Below are 24053 nucleotides of genomic sequence, written 5' to 3'. Positions count from 1 at the left end.
GGGAATCAGATGCCCCACACGTCGGTAGCGCGAATATAGCCGGTGATGCCGTCACGATGTTTCACCTTGATCCAGCTGGAAGTCTGGGCATCGATCAGTTCCAGCAGCACGCCCTTGTCAGCCGTCATCAACAGGCTGGCATCGCTGTCGGCGCCGCCGCGTACCTTGGCGTTGGCGGTGCGCACCACCACATTGCGGCGCGCGCTCAGCGACTTCGCTTCGGCCCAGGCCAGGTCGCCGTTCGCATCGCGCACCCTGACCCATTCGCCATAGGTGAGCACGACTTCGACCGGCATGCCGCGCAGGGCGATGAACAGCTTGCCGCCCTTGACGGAGGGCGCGTCGTACAGGATCACGCTAGGCGCGCCGATGGTCTTGAAATCGAGCGCGTGCGCCGCGGCACTTGCCAGCACGAATGCGGCACTGAAGAGAAAACGGGGAATTGTCATTGCGTGGCCTTCGCCGTGAGAGTGCAGGGTGGGGCGGCCGCCAGGGGCGCCGGCGCGAGCCGTGCCCGGGCAGGACCCGCGCGCAGCGAATGCGCGCGGGCGGCCTGGCCCACCCTGCGGTCGTGCTTAGTGTGCTGCGGTGTCAGCTGGGGCAGCGGCGGCTGCTTCAGCCAGCGCCTGACGGCGCTGCTGGTAGAACACTTCGAAATTGATCTCGGCCAGATGCACAGGCGGGAAGCCGGCACGGGTGATCACGTCGGCGATATTGCCGCGCAGGTAAGGGTAAACGATGTTCGGGCAACCGATTCCCAGCAGGGGATCCATCTGGTCCGCAGGGATGTTGCGCGCTTCAAAGATACCGGCTTGCTTGCCTTCGACCAGGAACGCAACCTTGTCCTTGACCTTGGCGGTCACGGTGATGGTGACGGTCGACTCGTAGATGCCATCGGCGATGGCTTCGGCGCCAACGTCGAGCGACACTTCGATCGAGGGTGCTTCTTGTTCGAGGAAGATAGCTGGGGAATTCGGCTGTTCCAGCGACATGTCTTTCAGGTAGACGCGTTGGATTTGGAATACGGGTTGCAGATTTTCGTCAGACATGGAACGCTTTCGTTGAGAAATTAACAGAACGGCGACACGCCGTCCCCTCTGTGCTTGGACTTCAAACGCGACGGCAATTGTAGCAAAATCATACGGCTTGAAATAGTTTTGCGCAATCAATCGACTTGCATTCGGGTCTATATGCCGCTCAAACCCCTTTTAACAAGGGATCGAGGCGTCCTTGTTGATCCAGCGCATACAAATCGTCGAAACCGCCGACATGGGTATCGCCCACGTAAATCTGGGGCACGGTGCGGCGTCCGGTCTTGTTCATCATGACGACTTTCTGGTCCGGGTCGAGGTCGACACGGATCTTTTCGATGTCGGTCACGCCCTTCGCTTCGAGCAAGCGTTCGGCGCGCACGCAGTACGGGCAGGAGGCGGTATGGTAGAGCACTACATGGGCTGTCATGGTGTTTCCTTTCTTACTTAGCGGTCGGCAAGCCAGCGGCTTGCCATGCGGTCAGGCCGCCATCGAGGCTGAACACGTCGGCAAAACCGGCCGCTTCGAGGATCTTGGTAGCCTTGTCGGCACGCGCGCCGGTCTGGCACATGACGACGATGGTCTTGTTTTTTGCTTTGTCGAGTTCGGCAATGCGGGACCCCAAGTCTGCCAGCGGAATGTTTTTCGCGTCGCGCAAATGCCCTTTGGCAAATTCCTCGGCATCGCGCACGTCCACCAGCACGGTCTTGCCGCGGTTCATGAGCTGGGTCACCTGCAAGGTGGAAGCGCGTTTGCCGCGCGGAAGCAGCGCCGGCCAGAGCAGGGCGCCACCCGACAGCACGACGATGCTGACGATAAAAATATTGTCAATAATGAATTTCACGGGGTTCCAATGGTTTAGGACAATCCGCGCATTATAAAATAGAAGCCGGATCTGTTTACACTTACCCTTTACACTGACGCCTTGCATCTTGCATTCACCAATGTCGCTTCAAGTTTTTCTTCTTCCACCTTCTTGAAAATTGCTTATGTACAAAATTGTCTTCATGCGCCACGGCGAATCCACCTGGAACCTTGAGAACCGCTTCACCGGCTGGACCGACGTCGACCTCACCGAAAAAGGCGTGCGCGAAGCGCGCAGCGCCGGCCAGGTACTCAAGCAGGCCGGCTTCACCTTCGACGTGGCCTACACGTCGGTGCTCAAGCGCGCCATCCGCACCTTGTGGCTGGCGCTGGACGACATGGACATGATGTGGCTGCCGGTCAAGAATGACTGGCGCTTGAACGAGCGTCACTACGGCGCCCTGCAAGGCCTGGACAAGGGCGAAACCGCCGCCAGGTACGGCGACGCCCAGGTGCTGGTCTGGCGCCGCAGCTACGACACCCCGCCGCCGGCGCTGGAAGCGTCCGACCAGCGCACTTCCTTCAACGATCCGCGCTACGCCGGCGTGCCGAAGGACAGCATTCCCCTGACCGAATGCCTGAAAGACACCGTGGCGCGCGTGATGCCGGTATGGGATGAAGAAATCGCCCCGGCCATCCGGGCCGGCAAGAACATCCTGATCTCGGCCCACGGCAACAGCTTGCGCGCCCTGATCAAAATGCTCGATGGCATCAGCGATGAAGACATCGTTGGCCTCAACATTCCCAACGGCCAGCCGCTGGTGTACGAGCTCGACGCCGACCTGAAACCGATCCGCCATTACTACCTGGGCGACCAGGACGCCATCGCCGCCGCCGTCGCGGCCGTGGCCAACCAAGGGAAGGCCAAGTAAGTTTTGTATCGTCATGTGAAGCAGTTAGCGGCCGGGGCGCTGTTGTGCGCGCTCCTGGCCGTGTTGACAGGCAGTGCCGCCGCCGCGCCTGCTCCCCGCCAAACCGAACGCAGCAAGCAGAAAGTGCTGGCGGAGAAGACGCGCGCCGGCATCCAGCAAAAGCTGGCCGAACTCAAGCGCGAAGTCAGCAAGACTGAAAGCGAACGCGAGGACGCGGCCGATACCCTGGCCGAGTCCGAGGAAGCCATTTCCAACGCCAACCGCCAGCTGCGCGAGCTGGCCGGCGAACAGAGCGAGACCAATGCCACCGTGGCCGCACTGGCCGCCTCGCAACAGCAACTGGCCGACACCATCGCCAGCCAGAAACAGCAACTGGCGCGCCTCTTGCGCGAGCAATACGTGGCCGGCAATGAAGACCGCATCAAGCTGCTGCTGTCGGGCGACAATCCGAACCGCATCAACCGCGACCTGCAATTGATGGCCTATGTCTCCAAGGCCCAGGCCAAGCTGCTCGGTTCGCTGCATGGCAACCTGGCTGCCGTCGCCAGCAACCGCGACAAGGCTGAAAATGCGCGCGAGGAACTCAATGAAATCGCCCAGGAAGAGCGCGAGCAGAAAGCCGTGCTGGAAAAGGAAAAGGCGCGCCGCGCCGCCTTGCTCGGCACCCTGTCGAACCGCCTGGCCGAACAGCGCAAGGAAATCGGCGGCCTGGAGCGCGACGAACAGCGCATGGCCGGGCTGGTCGACAAGCTTTCCAAACTGATCAAGGAACAGGCCGAAGCGGCAGCCGCCGAGCAGCGCCGCCAGGAAGCGCTGGCCGCCGCGCGCGCCAAGGCCGCCGAACAGGCCCGTCTGCTGGCAGAGGCGAAAAAGGCCGAACGCAAGGCCGAACGCAAGGCCGAGCGCGAACGTGAACGCGAACGCGAGCGCGAACGCCTGGCGCGCGAAGCGGCCAAAAAGCCGCCCAAGCTCGACCCGCGCACCGGCGCCAAGATTGCACCGGTACCGGTTCCGGTGCCGATGGACCCGATCGACGATGACGAGCCGCCCGTGGTCGCACAGACGCCCGAGCCGAAAGCGGAACCGGCCGCGCCGCGTAAGCCCGACATCGCGCTCGCTCCGGCCATGCCGGAAGGCGCTTTTGCCAGCCTGCGCGGCAAGCTGCGCACGCCGGTGTCGGGCAAGCTGGCGGCCCGTTTCGGCGCCAAGCGCGGCAGCGGACCGAGCTGGAAAGGCATGTTCATCAAGGCCGCCGAAGGCAGCGAAGTGCGCGCCGTGGCAGGCGGGCGGGTGGTGTTCGCGCGCTGGATGCGCGGCTTCGGCAACCTGATCCTGGTCGACCATGGCAGCGAATACCTCTCCATCTACGGCAACAACCAGGCCTTGCTGAAACGCGAGGGCGACGCCGTCAAGGGCGGCGACTCCATCGCCAGCGCGGGAAACACCGGCGGCAACGAAGAATCGGGGCTATACTTTGAAATCAGGCACAAGGGCGCGGCGGTCGATCCGGCGGGCTGGGTGAACTTTTAGGTCAACACGTCATGCGGGTCGAACGGCCCGCGTGCGCTTCGCTGTTGCTTCCGACGGTATTCAGAATGGGTGTAAGAATGAAAGTCAAAAGTATCGGCCTGATCGGCTTTGGCATGGTGGCCGGCGTCGCCGCATCCTTCCAGTTTTCCGCCATGGCGCAAAAAACCGGCAGCGCGCCCCTGCCGCTCGACGAGCTGCGCCAGCTCACCGATGTCTTCGGCCTGATCAAGACCGATTACGTCGAGCCGGTCGAAGACCGCAAGCTGCTGTCCGAAGCGATCACCGGCATGGTGGCCTCGCTCGACCCGCACTCGGTCTACCTCGATAAAAAAGCCTTGCGTGAAATGCAGGAAAGCATGCAGGGCCGCTTCGTCGGCCTTGGCATCGAAGTGGCCATGGAAGAAGGCTACGTCAAGATCGTCACCCCGATCGAAGATTCGCCGGCATTTCGCGCCGGTATCAAGGCGGGCGACCTGATCACCCGCATCGACAGCACCCCGATCAAGGGCATGTCGCTGGACGAAGCGATCAAGAAAATGCGCGGCGAGCCGAAAAGCCGTGTGGTGCTGACCATCGCGCGCAAGGGCGACGACATGCCCTGGATCGTGCCGCTGGTGCGCGAGGAAATCCGGGTCCAGAGCGTCAAGGCCAGGATGGTCGAGCCGGGCTACGGCTGGCTGCGCATCAGCCAGTTCCAGGAACAGACCGTGGACGACATGGTGAAAAAGGTCAACGCCCTGTACGCCCAGGATCCCAAGCTCAAGGGCCTGGTGCTGGACTTGCGCAACGATCCGGGCGGATTGCTGCCGGGCGCGATCGGCGTGTCGGCCGCGTTCCTGCCGCATGACAAGCCGATCGTCTCGACCGCCGGCCAGCGCCGCGACTCGAACGAAGTGTTCTACGGCCGGCGCGAGTTCTACGCCGCCCGCAGCGGCGCCGATCCGCTGGCCAAGCTGCCGGCCGCGCTCAAGAACGTGCCGGTGATCGTGCTGGTCAACACCGGTTCGGCCTCGGCCTCGGAAATCGTCGCCGGCGCCCTGCAGGATTACAAGCGCGCCATCATCATGGGCACCCAGACCTTCGGCAAGGGCTCGGTGCAAACCCTGCGCCCGCTCACCAAGGATACCGCCGTCAAGCTCACCACCGCGCGCTACTTCACCCCGAACGGCCGTTCGATCCAGGCCAAGGGCATCGTGCCCGACGTGATGGTCGACGAAACCGCCGAGGGCGATGGCTTGAACCGCCTGCGCGTGCGCGAAGCCGACCTGGAAAAACACTTGTCCGACGGCAGCGGCAAGGATAGCATCGACCCGGCCAAAGCGCGCCGCGACGAACTCGAAGAAGACCAGCATGCCCAGGCGCTCGCGCGCACCCGCAAGCCGCTCGAATTCGGCAGCAAGGATGACTTCCAGCTGGCCCAGGCCCTGAACCATTTCAAGGGCTTGCCGGTCAAACTGTCGAAAGTCGAGCCGGTGCACGGCAAGGAAGCCGAAAAATCGAAGGACAAGGCGGCCGTCAAGCCGGTGCCGGACGTGAAGCCGCCGGAACTGAACAAAGGCGTCAAGAAATAATGCGCCACAGCGGAACCGGCACGCGATGAACGACGACCAGCTGCTGCGCTATTCGCGCCACATCTTGCTCGATGACATAGGCATCGAAGGCCAGCAGCGGGCGCTGGCGGCGAGCGCGCTCGTGATCGGCGCCGGCGGGCTCGGTTCGCCGGCGGCCCTGTACCTGGCCTCGGCCGGGATCGGGCGCATCGTGCTGGTCGACGACGATGTGGTCGACCTGACCAACCTGCAGCGCCAGATTTTGCACACCAGCGAGCGCATCGGCCAGCCCAAGGCCGAGTCCGGGCGTGCATCGCTGCTGGCGCTCAATCCCGAGATCGAGGTGGTGGCGCTGCGCGAGCGGGCCGGCGATGTCCGTTTGGCCGAGCTGGTGGGGCAGGCCTCGGTGGTGCTCGATTGCAGCGACAATTTTGCTACCCGCCACGCCGTCAACCGCGCCTGCGTGGCGCGCCGCGTGCCGCTGGTATCGGGCGCGGTGATCCGTTTTGACGGGCAAATCAGCGTGTTCGACCCGCGCCGCGCCGATTCGCCGTGCTACAGCTGCCTGTTCCCGCAAGACCAGCGCTTCGAGGATGCCGCCTGCAGCAGCATGGGCGTGTTCGCGCCGCTGGTGGGCGTGATCGGCGCGATGCAGGCGGCCGAAGCGCTCAAGCTGGTGATGCAGGTCGGCCAATCGCTGGCCGGGCGCCTGCTGCTGCTCGACGGACGCGGCATGGAATGGACCAGCATCGGCGTGGCGCGCAATCCCGGCTGTCCGGTGTGCGCTTGAGCCGGGCGCGGCTATATATTTTTTCGCGCCAGGTATGCCGTTTTCACGCGCCCGCCCTGCCTCCCTCAAGCCAGACATGGTCATTTGTTCATTTGTCTTTATGACATTGCTCTAGACCGTACGTCGCCGTGCTATTCTTGCGTCCCAACATAATAACTAACGTTCCGTCCAGGGAGATGCATCACATGAAACGTCCGCTCGTCCTCGCTGTCGCCGCCGCCCTGAGCTGGTCGGCGCACGCCGCCACCCAGACCATCCGCTACGAGATGCATGCCGAAAACGGCAAGCGCATCGGGGAACAGGTGGTCGAGCGTGACGACGATGGCCTCACCCGCGTGCGCTTCATCTACAAGGACAATGGCCGCGGCCCCGAGCTGAGCGAACAGTTCCGCCTGGGCCCCGACGGCACCATGAGCGAGTACACGGTCAAGGGCAACTCGACCTACGGCGCGGTGGTGGACGACCGCTTCGAGCGCAAGGGCGACCTGGCCAGCTGGAAATCGACCTCCGAAAAAGGTGAAAAATCGATCGCCGGCCCGGCCATGTACGTGCCCCTGAACGGGTCGGCCGAAATGGCCTCGATCGCCATCGCCGCCCTGGCCGCCAGCCCGACCGGCAGCCTGCCGTTGCTGCCTTCCGGCACCCTGACCCAGCGCAAACTCGACGAAGTCGATGTCACCAGCAATGGCAAGACGCGCAAGGTGCAACTGTTCGCCCAGACCGGCCTGGGCATGTCGCCGCAATTCTACTGGGCCACCACCGACGCCAAGCCGCGCCTGTTCGCCGTGGTCATCCCCGGTTTCATGACCGCCGCCGAAGAAGGCTGGATCGGCGTCGCCAAGGTCCTGGCCGAACGCCAGAAAGTGGCCGAAAGCAAAATGCTGACCGACCTCGCCAGCCAGCTGCAGCACAAGCTGACCGGTTTGACGGTGGTCAAGAACACCCGCATCTTCGACAGCGACAAAGCCACCGTGGGCGCGCCGTCCGACGTCTACGTGCTGCGCGGTCGCATCAGCGCCATCTTGCCGGCCGGCTCGCCCGTGCGCGGCGCCGTCAACGAAATCGACGCCGCCGGACGCATCATGCTGCCCGGCCTGTTCGACATGCACGGCCACGTGGGCCGCTGGGACGGCGGCCTGAACCTGGCCGCGGGCGTGACCACGGTGCGCGACATGGGCAACGATAACGCCCAGATGCAGCAAATCCTCGACGAAGTGGCCGATGGCCGCCTGCTCTCGCCGCAAGTGGTGCCGACCGGCTTCCTGGAAGGCGAAAGCCCGTTTTCCTCGAACGGCGGCTTTGTCGTCAAGGACTTGCCGGCTGCCAAAAACGCCATCGACTGGTACGCCGAGCACGGCTATCCGCAGCTGAAAATCTACAACTCCTTCCCCAAGGCGATCCTCAAGGACACAGTGGCCTACGCCCACCTGCGCGGCCTGCGCGTGTCGGGCCACGTGCCGGTCGGCCTGCGCGCGCACGAAGCGCTGGACGCCGGCTACGATGAAATCCAGCACATCAACCAGGTCATGCTCAACTTCCTGGCCACGCCGGAAACCGAAACGCGCACCCTGGAACGCTTCATCTTGCCGTCCGAAAAAGTGGTGGACCTCGATTTCAACTCGCCCAAGGTCAAGCAATTCATCGCGCGCCTGAAAGCGCAGCAGACCGTGATCGATCCGACCCTGGCCACCTTCGCCTTCCTCAAGCAGCGCGACGGCGACCTGAACGAGCCGTTCGTGGCCGTGGCCGATCACATGCCGCCCGATGTGAAGCGCGGCTTTTACGTCGGTACCATGAAGATCGCCGATGAAGCGACCCAGAAGCGCTACGAAAAATCCTACGCCAAGATGATCGATTTCGTCGGCCGCCTGTACAAGGCTGGCGTGCCGATCGTGGCCGGCACCGATGAAATGGCCGGCTTCACCCTGCAGGCCGAACTCGAACTGCTGGTCAAGGCCGGCCTGACCCCGGCCCAGGCGATCCAGGTCGCCACCCGCAACGGCGCGCGCTATACCCGCACCAGCGCCGAGCGCGGTTCGGTCACCCAGGGCAAGCTGGCCGACCTGGTGCTGGTCGATGGCGACCCGACCAAGCAGATCGGCGACATCCGCAAGGTGGCGGCGGTCATCACGCGCGGCTACGTGGTCTATCCGCATGAAGTCGACCAGGCACTCGGCATCGTGCCTTTCGTCAAGAATGCGCCGATGGTCAAGACCCTGGCCCCGGTATCGAGCAACCTGGCCGAGGGCGGCAACGATGGCGCCCAGCATCGCCTGAGCGGCAGCAGCGCCAGGCACCACCACTGATCGGCAGCCGGCTTGCGCCAGGCGGCGCTGCCGATTCGTCCATCAGTGGAAGGCGGCGCCACCCTGGCTTACAATCAGGTGGCGCACCTCCACCGTCCTTGCCGCCGCTGGCGGACCGCGCGGCGGCCTGGCCGGGGCAACTTGAATAACGCCCCGGCAACTTAGATTCCCGCCTGCGCAAGATGACAGGAAGATGACGCAAAATAGCCCGCACTTCGTTAGCGACGGCGGGCGTTATTGGCCTTATACTCCGACTCATTGTAGAACTTATTTACTGACTGACTATGAAACTTGCTGCACACCGTCCTCTGCGCCAGCGCTTCGCGCGCGGCTTTACCCTTGTCGAAATCATGGTCGTGGTGGTCATCATCGGCATCCTCGGCGCGCTGGTCGTGCCCAAGCTGATGAACCGTACGGTCCAGGCGCGCATCACCGCCGCCAAGGTCGACATCGCCAACCTGATGCAAGCCCTCAAGCTGTACAAGCTGGATAACCAGCGCTACCCGACCACCGAACAAAGCTTGCAGGCGCTGGTCGTCAAGCCAAGCAATGGCCCGACCGCCAACGGCTGGAAAACCGGCGGCTACATCGAGAAACTGCCGAAGGATCCATGGGGCAACCCGTATCAATTCCTGTCGCCTGGCGTGCAGGGTGAAATCGATGTGTTCTCGCTCGGCGCCGACGGCTTGCCTGGTGGTACCGGTGACGACGCCGATATCGGTTCCTGGGAAAACTAGGCCCGGACCGAGGCGTCTTGAAGCTCATGCAAGCAGTGCGCACCAGCCGGGGCTTCACGCTGATCGAGGTGATGGTCGTGATGGTCATCATGGGCATCGTGCTGGGCCTGGTCTCGATCAACGCCATGCCGAGCCCGCGCCAGAATCTCGAAGACGAGGCGCGCCGCCTGGCCCTGCTGCTGCAGCTGGCGCGCGATGAAGCCATCGTGCGCAACCGGCTGGTGGCCTTCGAGGCCGATACCGAACGTTATCGCTTCCTGGTGCGCAATGAAGCGGTCTGGGAGCCGGTCACGCGCGACGACCTGCTGCGCGAGCGTCCCTTCAAGGGCGCCCCGGTGCAGTTGCTGCTCGACCCGCCGGTATCGGTGGGCGGCGGTCCGGTGCGCATTACCTTCGGGCGCGAGCCGGTCGACAAGCCCTTCGTGCTGACCCTGGCCATCGGCGACGACCGGGTCGCCATCCGGGCCGACGGTATCGGCCACTTCGTCGTCGAGTAACCCAGTGACGTATTTTGCAGAACAAGACCATGCGCCATCGCCTTAACCGCCAGTCCGGCTTTACCCTGCTCGAAGTGCTGGTGGCGCTGGTCATCATCGGCACCGCGCTGGGCGCCTCGCTGCGCGCGGTGGGCAGCCTGACCTCCAACAGTGCCGGCCTGCGTGCCGCCATGATGGCCACCTGGTCGGCCGAAAACCGGCTGGTGCAGATCCGCCTGGCCAAGGAATATCCGGCCATCGGCAAGAACAGTTACGAATGCCCGCAGGGCGACCTGAAGCTGATGTGCCAGGAAGAAGTGCTGGCCAGCCCGAATCCGCGCCTGCGCCGGGTCGAGGTCAGCGTGTTCGACAGCCTCAATCCGGAGCGCCGCATCATCAAGCTGGTCCAACTGGTGCTCAACGAATGAGGCATACCGGGCAGCGGCATCATGAGCAACGGCGGCAACAGCGTGGATTCACCCTGATTGAACTGCTGGTGGCGATCAGCATCCTGGCCATCGTGGCGGTGCTCGGCTGGCGCGGCCTGGACAGCATCGTGCGCGCGCGCGAAACGCTCACCGCGCGCCTCGAATCGGCGCGCGGCATGCAGCTCGCCTTTGCCCAGATGCAAAGCGACTGCGAGCACCTGGCCAATCCGGCCATGATGCTGGGCCGTCCCTATCTGCTCTCGGCGCCCGACAAGCTGACCCTGGTGCGCAATGTGTACGCCGAAAATGAACCGGCGCGCCTGCAAGTGGTCGCCTACCGCATCGTCGACCGCATGCTCACGCGGCGCGAATCGAACGGCACGCGCGACCTGGTCCAGCTCGACGTGATGTGGCAGGCCGCCATCAGCAACGCCGACACCAGCCCCGCCGTCACCCTGCAGTCGGGCGTGAGCGCGATGCAGGTCATGAGCTGGGAAAACAATGGCTGGCGCCAGAACAGCCAGCCGGTGGCGCAGTCGCTCAAGCAACAACAGCCGCCGCAGCAACAGCAGTTGCAGCCGGCTCCGCCCGACGCGGCGCCGAGCGGGCTCCAGGTGCAGTTGCAGGTGGATAATGTGGCCGCCGTGATGAGCAAATCCTTCCTGCTGGGAGGCATGTGATGCGCACCCCTTATCCGCGCCGCCAGCAAGGCGTGGCCATCATCACGGCCCTGCTGCTGACCATGCTCTCGGTGACCATCGTCGCCAGCCTGTTCTGGCAGCAGCAAGTCCAGGTGCGCTCGATGGAAAACCAGCGCCTGCACCTGCAAACCAAGTGGATTTTGCGCGGCGCGCTCGACTGGGCGCGGCTGGTGCTGCGCCAGGATGGCATCGACAACCGCAACCTGACCACCCTGAACGCGGTGTGGAACACGCCGCTGGCCGAAACCCGCCTCGACCAGTACATCGAGCGCGAGCGGGTCGAGGGCGAAGTCTTCGACGCCACCCTGTCGGGCCAGATTTCGGACGCCACCGCGCGCTACAACCTGTTGAATCTGTCCAACGGCAGGGTGATCGACAAGATCCAGGTGCAGGTGTACCAGCGCCTGCTGCAAAACCTGCAGCTCGACCCGGCCCTGGCCCAGCGCACCGCGCTGGCGGTGGCCTCGGGCGCCGCCCCGGCCGTGCCGGTGCCGCCCGATCCCAGCCAGCCGGCGCCGCCGCCGCCCGACCCCGATGCCGTGCCGGTTCCCGTATCGGCTGGCAGCGCGCCGATCGGCCTGACCCAGCTCGACGACTTGCTCGCCATTCCCGGCTACACCCTGCAGACCGTGAACCGCCTGCGCGAGTTCGCCATCGTGCTGCCCGAACAGACCAAGGTCAACGCCAACACCGCGCCGGCCGAAGTGCTGGCCGCCATCGTGCCGGGGTATTCGGTGTCGGAAGCGGCGGCCCTGGTGACGCGCCGCAAGCAGGCCTACTTTCTCGACGATGCCCGCTTCAAGGAACAGTTGTACGGCAAGGATCCGCTCAAGAACACGTATAGTTTTAAAAGCGAATATTTCCTGGTGACGAGCCGGATACGCCTGGACCGGGCCGCGCTCGACGCGGAAGCGCTGGTCCAGCGCAGGCTGGACGATCGTGTGACGACCACGACCGTCTGGGTACGGCAAAATTAAGAACGAAAGCGAGATGGTTTGACTACTTTATATATCCGGCATCCGGCCAGGGCGGACAGCGAAGGGGCCCTGGCCCGCTTCGCGCTGGTCGCCGACGGTGGCGCGCTGATCCAGCAGGGCGATGGCGTGCTCAAGAGCATGGGCGAGCTGATCGCCTCCAGCCGGCGCGTGGTACTGCTGCTGGCCGCGGCCGACGTTACCCTGCTGCACGTCAAGGTGCCGCCGCTGTCGGCGGCCCGCCTGCGCGCCGCGCTGCCCAACCTGGTCGAAGAGCAGGTGCTGGGCGACCCCGAGGAATGCGTGCTGGTGGCCGCTCCGGCCCCGGCCGCCGATGGCTTGCGCGCCATCGCCGTGGCCCAGCGCGCCTGGCTCGAAGCGCTGGTGCGCTCGGTGCTGGCCCAGGGCGCGCGCGCGGTGGCCGCCTTTCCCGCCCAGCTGTGCCTGCCGCTGGAGCCGGGCCACGCCGCCGCCGCCATCGATGGCGGCGGCATCACCATCCGCCACGGCCAGTATCACGGCCTGGGGCTGGCACTGGCGGGCGAACCGGCCATGGCCCTGCAAACGGTGCGCGCGCTGGCCGGCGACACCCCGCTGACCCTGTACGTGCCGCAAGAGCATCTGGGCGAGTACCAGGCCCTGGCCGCCGAGGCCGGCCCCGGCATCACGCTCGAAGCCGAACACTGGAGCCACTGGATCGCCGGCTCGAAAAGCACCAGCCTCGACCTGGTTCCCGGCCTGGGCGCGGCCGGTGCCAAGGCGCGCGACTGGCAGCGCTGGAAGTGGCCGGTGCGCCTGGCCCTGCTGGCCGTGGTGGTCAACCTGGCCGGCCTGAATTACGAATGGCTGCGCCTCAAGCGCGAAGCCGACAACACGCGCCAGGGCATGGTGCAGATTTTCCGCGCCGCCTATCCGAAGGAGACGGTCATCAGTAACAACCTCGAACGCCAGATGCAGCAGAAAATCGCCCAGGCCAGGGGCGCCTCGGGCCAGGTCGGCCCCGACGAATTCACCTTCCAGGCCGCGGCCCTGGGCGACGCCGTGCGCACTCTCGGCAAACCGCCCGAGCTCGCTTCGCTCACCTTCCGCGAGCGCAGCACCACCATCAAGCTCAAGCCCGAAGGCGCCGATCCGGCCCTGGCCGCCACCCTCAAGCCAGCCTTGGGCAAGTACAAGCTCGACGTCAGCGACCTGGGTGCCAATACCTTGCTGCTGCGCACTGCGGGAGCCAAGCCATGAGCGCCTTGACCGCCGTGAGCCGGCTCAAGGACCAGGTGGGGCTGTACTGGATGGCGCGTACCGAGCAGGAGCGCAAATTCCTCGGCATCGGCGGCGCCCTGGCGGGGCTGATGCTGGTGTACGGGCTGTTCCTGGCGCCGGCGCTGGAAGGCAGTGCCCTGCTGCGCGCTGAATTGCCGCAGCTCAAGCAACAGAAGGCCCAGCTCGAAGCCCTGGCCAAGACCGCCGCCGCCTTGTCCGGCCAGACGCCGCCGCAAGTAACGCCCATGTCGCGCGAAACGCTCTCGGCCAGCCTGACGGCGCGCGGCATCAAGCCCGAGTCGCTCAGCATGACCGGCGAGTACGCCAAGGTGCAGGTCACCGGCGTGGCCTTTTCCAATCTGTTCGCCTGGCTCGAAGCGCAGCGCCTGGAAAACCGCATCGGCGTGCTGGAAGCGGCCATCACGGCCTCGACCCCGGCCGGCCAGGTCGATGCCAGCTTCACCTTGCGCCAGACCACGGATGCGGGTTCGCGATGATGCGCGCCGTGCTATGGTTGGGCGCCATCGTGCTGGCCGTGGCCCTCACCGTGCTGGCCTTCGCGCCGGCTTCGTGGCTGGGCGACGTGGTCGAACGCCAGACCGGCGGGCGTTTGACTCTGGGGGATGCGCAGGGTACGCTTTGGCGCGGCTCGGCCTTTATCGGCGGCGCACCCGGGCCGGGCGGGGCGGTCACGCCGCTGCTGCCGGGGCGCTTCGCCTGGACCTTGTCGCCGCTGGCGCTGCTGGGCCAGGTCGACATGACCCTGGTCAATCCGCTGGCGCTGACCCAGCCGCTCACATTGACGGGCAGCTGGTCGCAGTGGCAAGTCAGTCCGTCCGCGCTGCTGCTGCCGGCGGCCGGCCTGGCCGGCCTGGGCGCGCCGCTCAACACGCTGGCGCTCTCGGGCGACATGCGCCTGTCCTGGACCACCCTGGGCCTGGCGCGCGCGCCGGCCGGACGCGGGGTGGCGGTGGATGGGGTGACGACTTTGGAATTGAATGACATGGGTTCGCGCATGGCACCGATCAAGGTGCTGGGCAGCTACAAGATGACCATGGATTGGCAGGGCCAGCAGGCAAACGTGAATTTGAAGACGGAACGCGGTGCCTTGTTGTTGGCGGGAAAGGGCAGCCTGAACCAGGGCCGCTTCCAGTTTTCCGGCACGGCACAGGCCGCCGATGGATATGAAGAAACGCTGGGCAATCTCCTGAATTTACTGGGCCAGCGCCGAATGGTTGACGGCAAGAAAACTATCGCCTTAGAGTTTAAATGATGAAAAAACAGTCACTGAGCACTTTCCCTTCCCCGGCGTTGCGCCGCATTGCCGCCGGCGTCCTGCTGTGCTGCTCGGTCGCGGGGGCGCCAAGCCCCGCGCTGGCCGCCGAGGACGTTCCGGCCGCCCTCAATTTCGTCGGCGCCGACATCGAATCGGTCATCAAGGCGGTCGGCCACTACACCGGCATGACCTTCATCATCGATCCGCGCGTCAAGGGCACCCTGACCGTGACGTCGGAAAAGCCGGTCACCAAGGCCCAGGCCTTTGGCCTGTTGACCTCGGCGCTGCGCCTGCAGGGCTACGCGGTCGTCACCGGCGATGGCTTTGCCAAGGTGGTGCCGGAAGCGGAAGCGAAGCTGCAATCGTCGCCGACCCAGGTCGGGGTGGGCGGCTCCGGCGTCAAGGGCGACCAGATCGCCACCCAGATTTTCCATCTGAGCCACGAATCGGCGGCCAACCTGACCGCCGTGCTGCGCCCGCTCATTTCGCCGAACAATTCGATCATGGCCAATCCGGGCAATAACAGCCTGGTCATCACCGATTACGCCGACAACCTGCGCCGCCTGGCCAAGATCGTCGCCGCGCTCGACGCTCCGGTGGCGGCCGACCTCGACGTGATTCCCGTGCGCCACGCGATCGCCTCGGACCTGGCGACCATGGTCAACAAGCTGATGGAACCGAGCGCCGGCGGCGATTCGGGCCGCATCTCGGTGGTGGCCGATCCGCGCACCAACGCGGTGGTGCTGCGCGCGCCGTCGGCGGCGCGCGCCAACCTGGCCAAGTCGCTCATTTCCAAGCTGGACCAGCCGACTGCCGAAGCGGGCAATGTGCACGTGGTGTACCTGAAAAACGCCGACGCCACCAAGCTGGCCCAAACCCTGCGTGCGGTGGTCTCGTCGGACTCTTCGTCCCTGGCCCAGCAGCAGCAGGGCACCAGCGGCGGCAGCGTGGCCAGCGGCGGCGGTGCTTCCAACAGCAGTATGAACAGCAATAACCAGAATAGCGGCGCCGGCAACAGCATGGCCCAGCAAAGCCAGACCAGCGGCGGCAGTGGCGGCAGCGGGGCCGGTTTCATCCAGGCCGATGCATCCACCAATACCCTGATCATCACCGCCCCGGACGCGGTCTACCGCAACCTGCGCGCCGTCATCGACCAGCTCGACGTGCGCCGCGCCCAGGTCTACATCGAGTCCCTGATCGTCGAAGTCAATGCCGACAACGCGGCCGAATTCGGCGTGCAGTGGCTCGGCCTGTCGGGCACGGAGAGCAGCAATTACCGGGTCGGTGCGATCCAGCATTCGACCATAGCCAAGGACAACAACCTGCTGGCGCTGGCCAGCAAGGGCGTTGCCGCCACGCCCGGCGCCGGGCTGACCATCGGCCTGTTCAAACAGGTCGCGGGCGAACTCGGCCTGGGCGCGCTCGCCCATGCGATGCAAAACACGGGCAACGTCAACATCCTGTCGACCCCGAACATGCTCACGCTCGACAATGAACTGTCGACCATCAAGGTCGGCCAGAACGTGCCGATCATCACCGGCAGCTTCACCACCAACACCGGCGGCGCCGCTGGCGGCAACCCGTTCCAGACCATCGAACGCAAGGATGTCGGCCTCACGCTCAAGGTGCGTCCGCAGATTTCCGAAGGCGGCACCATCAAGATGGCGATCTACCACGAGACCTCGAACGTGGCCGATAACTCGGCTGCGGGCGTTATCACCAACGTGCGCATCATCGAAAACAATGTCATCGCTGACGATGGCCAGATCATCGTGCTCGGCGGCCTGATCAAGGACGATACGAGCGAGGGCGAAGATCGCGTGCGCGGCCTGGCCGATATTCCGGTGCTCGGCAACCTGTTCAAGTACCGCAAGCGTTCGCGCAACAAGACCAACCTGATGGTGTTCCTGCGCCCGGTGATCGTGCGCAGCAAGGAGGACAGCAATGCCATCGCCAGCGACCGCTACGATTACATGCGGTCGGCCGGCCAGGCCACGGGCGGACCGAAGGACGGCATCGTGATGCCCGATTACGGCACCCCGGTGCTGCCGTCGCTGAGCAACGGCCAGCCGCCGGCCGGTGGTGCCATGGCGCCAGTGCCGCCGCGCCCGGTCCCGGCCCCCGCCACGCCGTCCCCGGCCCCGGGCAGCACGACCGAGCGTCCCTTGAGCGCACCGGCCACGATCAACCCGGCCGACGTGAATATGTACCGCCCGGCCAAGCCGGTCCCGGCGACCAAGTGATGACTGACCGATGAGCAATCTTTTACCTTACGCTTTCGCGCGCGATTTCGGCGTGCTGGCGCGCTCGCCCGACAATGGCGAGCACCCGATCGAAGTGTGGGTCTCGGGCGCCACCGCGCCGGCGGCGATCGCCGAAGTGTCGCGCCGTTTCGGACGCATCGCGCTGCGTTCGATGGACCGGGCCGACCTGGAAGCGGCGATTGCCAGCGCCTACGCCGGCGCCGGCGGCGACGCCTCGCAGGTGGCCGACGAATTCGATGCCGACCTCGACCTGACCAAGCTGCTGCAAGACGTGCCGGCCATCGAAGACTTGCTCGAATCGTCAGACGACGCGCCGGTGATCCGCATGATCAATGCGCTGCTGACCCAGTCGCTGCGCGAAGGCGCTTCCGACATCCACATCGAGCCGTTCGAGCAGACGTCCGTGGTGCGCTTTCGCATCGACGGCTCCCTGCGCGACGTGGTCCGTCCGCGCAAGGCCATCCACGCTTCGCTGATCTCGCGGATCAAGATCATGGCCCAGCTCGACATCGCCGAAAAGCGCTTGCCGCAGGATGGCCGCATCACCCTGCGCGTGGGCGGCAAACCGGTCGACGTGCGCGTCTCGACCCTGCCGACCGGCCACGGCGAGCGCGCCGTGCTGCGTCTGCTGGACAAGGAAGCCGGCCGCCTCGACCTGTCGTCGCTGGGCATGAACGCCGCCCTGCTGCCGCAGTTCGATGAACTGATCAACCAGCCGCACGGCATCGTGCTGGTCACCGGGCCGACCGGTTCCGGCAAGACCACCACCCTGTACGCGGCCTTGAGCCGCCTGAACGCGTCGACCACCAATATCCTGACCGTGGAAGACCCGATCGAGTACGACCTGATCGGGGTCGGCCAGACCCAGGTCAACGCCCGCATCGACATGAGCTTTTCCAAGGCCCTGCGCGCGATCCTGCGCCAGGATCCGGACGTGATCATGATCGGCGAGATCCGCGACCTGGAAACGGCGCAGATCGCGGTCCAGGCCTCCCTCACGGGCCACCTGGTGCTGGCCACCCTGCACACCAACGATGCCGCCGCCGCTGTTACGCGCCTGCTCGACATGGGGATCGAACCGTTCCTGCTGTCGTCCTCGCTGCTGGGCGTGATGGCGCAGCGCCTGGTGCGCAAACTCTGCGAGCACTGCAAGTTGCGCGACGAAGCCGAAACGCCGCAGGGCCGCACGGTGCAATGGAAAGCGGTCGGCTGCGACAAGTGCGGCCACACCGGCTACCACGGCCGGGTCGGCGTGTACGAGCTCTTGGAGACGAACGACAAGATCAGCGCCCAGATCCACAACCGCGCCTCGGAAGCCGAGATCCGCACGGCGGCCCAGGCCAGCGGCATGAAAACCATGCGCGAAGATGGCCAGCGCTGGCTCGATAACGGTACCACCACGCAGGCTGAATTGCTGCGCGTGACCAAGGACTAGGCCGACCACGATGCCCGCATTCCGTTATGAAGCCGTCGATGGCGACGGCGCCACCCGCAAGGGCGTGGTCAACGCCGACAGCGCCCGTTCGGCCCGTGCCGACCTGCGCCTGCAGGGCCTGACCCCGCTCACGGTCGACGCCATCGCCGCCCAGCTCGACGCCGCCGGGGTCGAGAAAAGCCGCGGCTTCGGCGAGCGCCTGTCGCAGGTCGAACTGGCGCTGTTCACGCGCCAGCTGGCCAGCCTGCTGGAAGCCGGCCTGCCGCTCGAACAAGCGTTTACCGCGCTGCTGGAACAGGCCGAGCGCCCGTACGTGCGCGACCTGGTGGCCTCGATCCGCTCGGAAGTGATGGGCGGCGCCTCGTTTTCCGACGCCCTGTCGCGCCATCCGCGCGACTTTGCCGACATCTACCGGGCGCTGGTCGCCTCGGGCGAGCAGATCGGCCACCTGGCGCGCGTGCTCTCGCGCCTGGCCGACTACATCGAACGGCGCAACGCGCTGGTGCAAAAGGTGCGCCTGGCGTTCACCTACCCGGCCATCGTGACCGTGGTGGCGTTCGCGATCGTGATCTTTTTGCTGACCTACGTGGTGCCGCAGATCGTCTCGGTGTTCGCCAACACCAAGCAAAAGCTGCCGCTGCTGACCGTCATGATGCTGGCCGTGTCGAATTTCGTGCGGGCCTGGGGCATCGTCGCCGGGATCCTGCTGGTGGCCGCATTCTGGCTGTGGCGGCGCGCGCTGCGCAATCCCGTGCTCAAGCGCCAGTGGCACACCTGGCTGCTGACGGCCCCGGTGTACGGCAAGTTCGAGCGCAGCCTGAACACGGCGCGCTTCGCCAGTACCCTGGCCATCACCACCGGCTCCGGCGTGCCGATTTTGCGCGCGCTCGACACCAGCCGCGACACCTTGTCGAACGTGGCGATGAAGGAACTGGTCGAGCAGGCCAGCGCCAGCGTGCGCGAAGGCGTCAGCCTGGCGCGCGCGCTGTCGGCCCAGAAGCACTTTCCGCCGATGCTGATCCACATGATCCGCGCCGGCGAAATCACCGGCGAACTGCCCGCCATGCTGGAACGGGCGGCCAATTCGCAGCAGCAGGACCTGGAGCGGCGCACGCTCACCATCGCCGGCCTGCTCGAACCGGTGCTGATCCTGGCCATGGGTGTGGTGGTGCTGCTGATCGTGCTCGCGGTGCTGATGCCTATTATTGAAATCAATCAGCTGGTGCGGTAAAAAGGAATGTAATGAAGCGTTTGCCAATAGTTGTTAGCCTGATTGCCGTGGTCTTCCTGTCGGCCTCGATCGCCTACTGGGCCATGCAGTTCATCCGTGGCGATCAGCGCCCGATCGTGGCCGTGGCCAGCGTGCCCGATCCGGTGCCCGCGCCGGACGCCGCCGCCACCCTGTTCGGCGGCCAGGCCGCCACCGTGGTGGTCAGCAATTACCAGCTGACCGGCGTGGTCTCGGCCGGGCGCGACAGCGTCGCCATCCTGGTGTCGGACGGCCAGCCGCCGCGCGCGCTCAAGGTGGGCAAGGAAATCGCTCCGGGCGTGACCGTCACCGCGGTCTACCCGCGCTATATCACCCTGTCCGAGGGCGGCGTCGAGAAACGCATCGAACTGGCCACCGACGCCAAGGCCGGTCCCGACATGGCAGCGCCGATAGCTATGCCACCGAGCAACAACGGCGCCCAGAACCAGCAGCCGGCGCCGCCGCCATCCGAACCGATGCCGGCCCCCGGCCTGTCGCCGGAACCGCCATCGGCGCCGCCATCGCCGCAGATGCCGGCGCCGAACCGCACCGTGGTCGGCCCCGGCAATCAGCTGCCGACCCAATAAGCCGCGCATGAAGCGTTTGCGCATCCTGGCCGCTGCCTGCGCCCTGGCTTGGCCGGCCGGCGCGGCGCTGGCCCAGGAACCTGCTGCGCTTGCGGCGGCGCCCGGCGCGGCCCGTCCGCGCGTGGCGCTGGTGCTCTCGGGCGGCGGCGCGCGCGGCTTTGCCCACATCGGCGTGCTGCGCGTGCTGCGCGAACTGCGCGTGCCGGTCGATATCGTGGTCGGCACCAGCATGGGCAGCGTGATCGGCGGCGCCTACGCGGCCGGCTCCTCGGTGTCCGATCTGGAACAGATGGCGCGCCTGACCGACTGGGACCGGGTGGTGGCCGACCGCCCGGCGCGCGAAGACCTGGAATTCCGGCGCCGCGAAGAAGACGTGCTGCTGCCGTCGCGCATCGAATTCGGCCTGCACCGCGACGGCTTGTCGCTGCCGCCTGCGGCCGCCGGCAATGCCGCGCTCGAACTTGCCCTGGCGCGCCTGCTGCCGGCCGGCACGCGCGACCGTCCGGTCAATCAGCTCAGCCTGCCGTTCCGCTCGGTCGCCTCCGACCTGGTCACCGGCGACCTGGTCGACCTGGTCGACACCCCGCTGTTCCTGACCATGCGCGCCTCGCTCGCGGTGCCGGGCGTGTTCGCGCCGGTGCGGGTGAACCAGCGCCTGGTGGTCGACGGCGGCCTGGTGCGCAACCTGCCGATCGACCTGGCGCGCAAGATGGGCGCCGACGTCGTCATCGCCGTCAACGTCGGCACCCCGCTCGCGCCCGAGAAAAACCTCGGTAGCGCGCTCGGCGTGGCGCAGCAGATGATCAATATCCTGACCGAACAGAACGTGCAGCGCTCGATCAGGGAACTCGGCCCCGGCGACGTGCTCATTTCGCCGGAACTGAGCGGCATCAGCTTTCTGGATTTCCGCCATATCGACAGCGCCATCAAGGGCGGCGAGCAGGCCACGCGCGAACTGTCGCAGCGCCTGGCGGCGCTGGCGCTGCCGGCCAGCGAGTACGCGCTGTTCGAAAACAACCGGCTGGCCACGCCGCCGCTGTCGGACACGGCGCTGCCGCTGGCCGAGGTCAAGGTCGAGAGCAGCGGGCGCATCAACCCGAAAATCCTGCAGGTGCAGTCCGGCCTGGCGCAGGGACAGACGCGCACGCGCGAGCAGGTGCGGCGCGCCGCCAACAGCCTGTACGGACGCGGCGACCTGGAACGGGTCGAAACCGATATCGAGGACGAGGGCGGCCAGCGCGCGGTCGCGATCCGCGCCACGGAAGCATCCTGGACCAACAGCCGCCTGCGCGTGGGCCTGGAACTGGGCAGCGACTTCGACGACGCCAACCGCTTCGCCCTGAAAGTGATGCACGTCCGCTCGTCGATGAACCCCTGGGGCGGCGAATTGCGCACCCGCGCCCAGATCGGCGAGGAGCGCGGCATCGGGGTGCAATTCCACCAGCCGCTCGGCGCCGGTTCGCCCTGGTACGTGGCGCCCCAGGCCGAGTACGGTTCGAGTTCGGTCGACCTGTTCAAGGCGGGACGGCGCGACAGCCGCTACGCCTTCTCGCAGCGTTCGGTGCGCTTCGTGGTGGGGCGCGAACTGGGCACCTGGGGCGATGTGCAAGGCGGCGTGGTGCGCCAGAGCCTGGGCGCGCGCGTCGTGATCCCCGAGGAGGCGAGCGGCAAGCACGTGGCCAACACTTATCATTTCATGCGCTACCGGGTCGACACGCTCGACTCGCTCGGCTTTCCCAGCCGCGGCTACCTGCTCGATGCCGAGCTGGCGGGCATGGGCAGCGGGGCCGACGGCACCGGCGCGATGGCGCAGTTTTCCCTGCAGGGCATGAGCGCCTTCCGCACGCGCGACTGGGCCGGCCACGTGTACGGCGAATACGCGCTCGCCAGCAGCGGCGTCGCGCCGCTCAACCTGGGCGGTTTTTTACGCCTGTCCGGCTCGATGGCGGAATCGGTGGAAGGCAGCCGCATCGCCTTCGCCCGGCTGGTGATGGCGCGCCGTATCGGCGCCTTGCCCGTGACCCTGGGCGGCACCGTGCGCGCCGGGTTTTCGCTGGAAGCCGGCGGCGCCTTCGACCGCCAGCAAGAACACGCGGCGCAGAGCGGCTCGCCCTTCAAGCAAGCCGTGAGCGGCTTCCTGTCGGTCGATACGCGCTTCGGGCCGGCGTATATGGGGGCCGGCAAGACCCTGCACGGCAGCGGCACCCTGTACCTGTTCCTCGGGCCGATCTGGTAGATCCAGGCCGGCCCGGCGCCCGCGGCAGCTAGCTGCGGCGCAGGGCGGTAAAGGCGCTCGACTCCCACGATTGAAAGCCGAGCAGCAGGGTGACGCCGTTGCGTTCCTCGCTGGCCAGGCGGCGGTCGGCCTGGTGCAGGCGCGCCAGTTCGGCCGCCAGCTGCTGGATTTTCACCAGCAATTCACGCGAACTGCCGAGCGACAGGCGCGCCGGCAGGCACATCAAGGTTTCGCCGGCGCCATCGAAGCGGCCGCGGAAGTAATCCTCCACCACATGCTCGCGGAAATACTGCTGCACCGGCCCGTCCGGCAGCCAGCGGAAGGTGGTCGACACGCGCATGCTGTAGCGGTTCAGGGGTTTGAGTTCGATCAGGCCCAGGCGGTCGAGTTCGACCATCAGGCCGATGCATTCCGGCTCGCTGACGTTGTAGGTTTCGACGATCTGGTCGAGCGTCCAGTTGCCCAGGCAGCAGATGGCCACCAGCAGCAGGCGCGGATTGGCCATCAGCGACTTTTCCTGGGTCGGGGTCAGGGTATCGGCCTGGGGACGGGCATCGGCGGCGCGGCGCAGCACGTCTTCGAGCGGCACCCCGGCCGCCTTGCAGATTTGCGCCAGGCGCGACAAGGCCATATCCTTCTGGCCGAACATGCGCTTGACGCTCGACTCGCTCATGTCGATGCGCCCGGCCAGCGCCTTGTAGGTGATGCCCGCCGCGCGCAACTCCGCGCGCAGCACTTGTATGACCAGCTCAGGTGAGCTCATGCGACTCCTTTAAGGCGAAATGTACAGTTATCCGATACTCAATGTACCGAATTTCAGTGCTTCGCACAAGCAGATAGGACTTTTTGAGAAAAAGCAGGACACTAGCTCCATACCAGAAACGCCTTTGACCGAAAGCGAACCGATGCCGACAACCGCGCTGCTTGCCGCCCTCCTGCTGACCGCGCTCAGCGGTGCCGCCAGCGGCGCCAGTTACGGCGACACCAGTCCGATTTACGCGGGCGGCGCCATCGGACCGATGCAGTTCAATGCCGATTGCGGCGGCGGACAGCAGTGCAAGGGACGGGACAATGGCAGCGGCAAGCTGTTGGCGGGATTTAACTTTGCCCCGTTCAGCGTGTGGCAGGGTTCAGAGCTGACCAGTTCGGTTGAACTGGTGGCTTACCGGGGCGGCAAGGCGGACCTCGGCCGGCAGCGCGGCGCGGCCTCGTTCGGTGGCGCGGGCCTGTCGTACAGGATCAGTTCGCGCGAGACCGATGCGCTGTCGGTGCATGCGCGGGCAGGGATGGCGCGGCTGTCGGGCAAGCTCGATGGCGCTTCAAGCGCATCGACTGGCGTGACGGCCGGACTGGGGATCGCGTATGCGCTCGACAAGCATCTGTCGCTGACCGGCGATGTCGATGTGCTCAGGGCCGGTTTCGGCGCACTGGCTCGCACGCATGTGTATTTATGGACGTTAGGAGCCGCCTACAAGTTCTAGGCGGC

General features: G+C 65.9%; 24 protein-coding genes. 19 read left to right on the top strand and 5 right to left on the bottom strand.

Annotated elements, in window-relative coordinates; all coding sequences use genetic code 11:
- Positions 1 to 5: 5 nt before the first annotated feature.
- The 4 genes from PO883_RS01905 to PO883_RS01890 form a co-directional block, all read right to left on the bottom strand.
- Positions 6 to 449, bottom strand: coding sequence for an SH3 domain-containing protein (locus PO883_RS01905; protein WP_289308251.1), 444 nt, complete (start codon positions 447 to 449; stop codon positions 6 to 8).
- Positions 450 to 575: 126 nt separating this feature from the next.
- The gene (gene secB, locus PO883_RS01900; protein WP_099873667.1) at positions 576 to 1049 is read right to left on the bottom strand and encodes a protein-export chaperone SecB; all 474 of its coding nucleotides are present in this window, start codon (positions 1047 to 1049) and stop codon (positions 576 to 578) included.
- Positions 1050 to 1197: 148 nt separating this feature from the next.
- Positions 1198 to 1461: a glutaredoxin 3 gene (gene grxC, locus PO883_RS01895; RefSeq protein WP_167084225.1), complete on the bottom strand. Its 264-nt coding sequence runs from the start codon at positions 1459 to 1461 to the stop codon at positions 1198 to 1200.
- 13 nt (positions 1462 to 1474) lie between these two features.
- Positions 1475 to 1876: a rhodanese-like domain-containing protein gene (locus PO883_RS01890; protein ID WP_289308250.1), complete on the bottom strand. Its 402-nt coding sequence runs from the start codon at positions 1874 to 1876 to the stop codon at positions 1475 to 1477.
- A 145-nt stretch (positions 1877 to 2021) separates the two neighbouring features.
- Here PO883_RS01890 and gpmA point away from each other — a divergent pair, with 145 nt between their 5' ends.
- The 18 genes from gpmA to PO883_RS01800 all read left to right on the top strand — a co-directional run bounded on the left by gpmA (position 2022) and on the right by PO883_RS01800 (position 22567).
- Entirely contained in the window at positions 2022 to 2768 is a 747-nt protein-coding gene (gene gpmA, locus PO883_RS01885) for a 2,3-diphosphoglycerate-dependent phosphoglycerate mutase (RefSeq protein ID WP_289308249.1), read from the top strand.
- 15 nt (positions 2769 to 2783) lie between these two features.
- Positions 2784 to 4298 (top strand): peptidoglycan DD-metalloendopeptidase family protein, encoded by a 1515-nt coding sequence (locus tag PO883_RS01880; protein WP_289308248.1) that lies wholly within the window; start codon positions 2784 to 2786, stop codon positions 4296 to 4298.
- Positions 4299 to 4375: 77 nt separating this feature from the next.
- Positions 4376 to 5869 carry a S41 family peptidase gene (locus PO883_RS01875; RefSeq protein WP_373890023.1) on the top strand — a complete coding sequence of 498 codons (1494 nt, stop codon included), beginning with the start codon at positions 4376 to 4378 and terminating at the stop codon, positions 5867 to 5869.
- 25 nt (positions 5870 to 5894) lie between these two features.
- Positions 5895 to 6638: a molybdopterin-synthase adenylyltransferase MoeB gene (locus PO883_RS01870; protein ID WP_289308246.1), complete on the top strand. Its 744-nt coding sequence runs from the start codon at positions 5895 to 5897 to the stop codon at positions 6636 to 6638.
- Positions 6639 to 6823: 185 nt separating this feature from the next.
- Positions 6824 to 8944, top strand: coding sequence for an amidohydrolase family protein (locus tag PO883_RS01865; protein ID WP_289308245.1), 2121 nt, complete (start codon positions 6824 to 6826; stop codon positions 8942 to 8944).
- A 284-nt stretch (positions 8945 to 9228) separates the two neighbouring features.
- Positions 9229 to 9681 carry a type II secretion system major pseudopilin GspG gene (gene gspG / locus PO883_RS01860; protein ID WP_054265680.1) on the top strand — a complete coding sequence of 151 codons (453 nt, stop codon included), beginning with the start codon at positions 9229 to 9231 and terminating at the stop codon, positions 9679 to 9681.
- Positions 9682 to 9707: 26 nt separating this feature from the next.
- Positions 9708 to 10178 (top strand): GspH/FimT family pseudopilin, encoded by a 471-nt coding sequence (locus PO883_RS01855; protein WP_289308390.1) that lies wholly within the window; start codon positions 9708 to 9710, stop codon positions 10176 to 10178.
- A gap of 29 nt (positions 10179 to 10207) precedes the next feature.
- Entirely contained in the window at positions 10208 to 10585 is a 378-nt protein-coding gene (gspI, locus tag PO883_RS01850) for a type II secretion system minor pseudopilin GspI (protein ID WP_289308244.1), read from the top strand.
- On the top strand, positions 10582 to 11265 hold the full coding sequence (locus PO883_RS01845) for a type II secretion system protein J (RefSeq protein ID WP_289308243.1): 684 nt from the start codon (positions 10582 to 10584) through the stop codon (positions 11263 to 11265). The genes gspI and PO883_RS01845 overlap by 4 nt, the downstream gene beginning before the upstream one ends.
- On the top strand, positions 11265 to 12263 hold the full coding sequence (gene gspK, locus PO883_RS01840) for a type II secretion system minor pseudopilin GspK (RefSeq protein WP_289308242.1): 999 nt from the start codon (positions 11265 to 11267) through the stop codon (positions 12261 to 12263). Before PO883_RS01845 ends, gspK begins: the two co-directional genes overlap by 1 nt.
- An 18-nt stretch (positions 12264 to 12281) precedes the next feature.
- Entirely contained in the window at positions 12282 to 13499 is a 1218-nt protein-coding gene (gspL, locus tag PO883_RS01835) for a type II secretion system protein GspL (protein WP_289308241.1), read from the top strand.
- Complete coding sequence (gspM, locus tag PO883_RS01830) at positions 13496 to 14017, top strand: type II secretion system protein GspM (protein ID WP_289308240.1); 522 nt, start codon at positions 13496 to 13498, stop codon at positions 14015 to 14017. The genes gspL and gspM overlap by 4 nt, the downstream gene beginning before the upstream one ends.
- Positions 14014 to 14793, top strand: a complete 780-nt coding sequence (gspN, locus tag PO883_RS01825) for a type II secretion system protein N (RefSeq protein ID WP_289308239.1) — start codon at positions 14014 to 14016, stop codon at positions 14791 to 14793. The genes gspM and gspN overlap by 4 nt, the downstream gene beginning before the upstream one ends.
- Positions 14793 to 17039 (top strand): type II secretion system secretin GspD, encoded by a 2247-nt coding sequence (gspD, locus tag PO883_RS01820; RefSeq protein ID WP_289308389.1) that lies wholly within the window; start codon positions 14793 to 14795, stop codon positions 17037 to 17039. The genes gspN and gspD overlap by 1 nt, the downstream gene beginning before the upstream one ends.
- 10 nt (positions 17040 to 17049) lie before the next feature.
- Positions 17050 to 18495, top strand: a complete 1446-nt coding sequence (gspE, locus tag PO883_RS01815) for a type II secretion system ATPase GspE (RefSeq protein ID WP_289308238.1) — start codon at positions 17050 to 17052, stop codon at positions 18493 to 18495.
- 10 nt (positions 18496 to 18505) lie between these two features.
- Positions 18506 to 19726 carry a type II secretion system inner membrane protein GspF gene (gene gspF, locus PO883_RS01810; RefSeq protein WP_289308237.1) on the top strand — a complete coding sequence of 407 codons (1221 nt, stop codon included), beginning with the start codon at positions 18506 to 18508 and terminating at the stop codon, positions 19724 to 19726.
- Positions 19727 to 19737: 11 nt separating this feature from the next.
- Positions 19738 to 20331 carry a type II secretion system protein N gene (locus PO883_RS01805; RefSeq protein WP_289308236.1) on the top strand — a complete coding sequence of 198 codons (594 nt, stop codon included), beginning with the start codon at positions 19738 to 19740 and terminating at the stop codon, positions 20329 to 20331.
- A 7-nt stretch (positions 20332 to 20338) separates the two neighbouring features.
- Complete coding sequence (locus tag PO883_RS01800) at positions 20339 to 22567, top strand: patatin-like phospholipase family protein (RefSeq protein WP_289308235.1); 2229 nt, start codon at positions 20339 to 20341, stop codon at positions 22565 to 22567.
- A 28-nt stretch (positions 22568 to 22595) separates the two neighbouring features.
- On the opposite strand, the gene PO883_RS01795 is transcribed toward PO883_RS01800, so the two are convergent.
- On the bottom strand, positions 22596 to 23330 hold the full coding sequence (locus PO883_RS01795; protein ID WP_289308234.1) for a helix-turn-helix domain-containing protein: 735 nt from the start codon (positions 23328 to 23330) through the stop codon (positions 22596 to 22598).
- Positions 23331 to 23472: 142 nt separating this feature from the next.
- Between PO883_RS01795 and PO883_RS01790 the strand changes: the two genes are divergently transcribed.
- The gene (locus PO883_RS01790) at positions 23473 to 24048 is read left to right on the top strand and encodes an outer membrane protein (RefSeq protein WP_289308233.1); all 576 of its coding nucleotides are present in this window, start codon (positions 23473 to 23475) and stop codon (positions 24046 to 24048) included.
- Positions 24049 to 24053 lie beyond the last annotated feature (5 nt).

This window comes from Massilia sp. DJPM01 (assembly GCF_030348125.1).
GTDB lineage: Bacteria > Pseudomonadota > Gammaproteobacteria > Burkholderiales > Burkholderiaceae_D > Telluria_A > Telluria_A frigida.
Note: the sequence above shows the minus strand (reverse complement) of the source record. Positions and strands in the feature narration are given on the sequence as shown.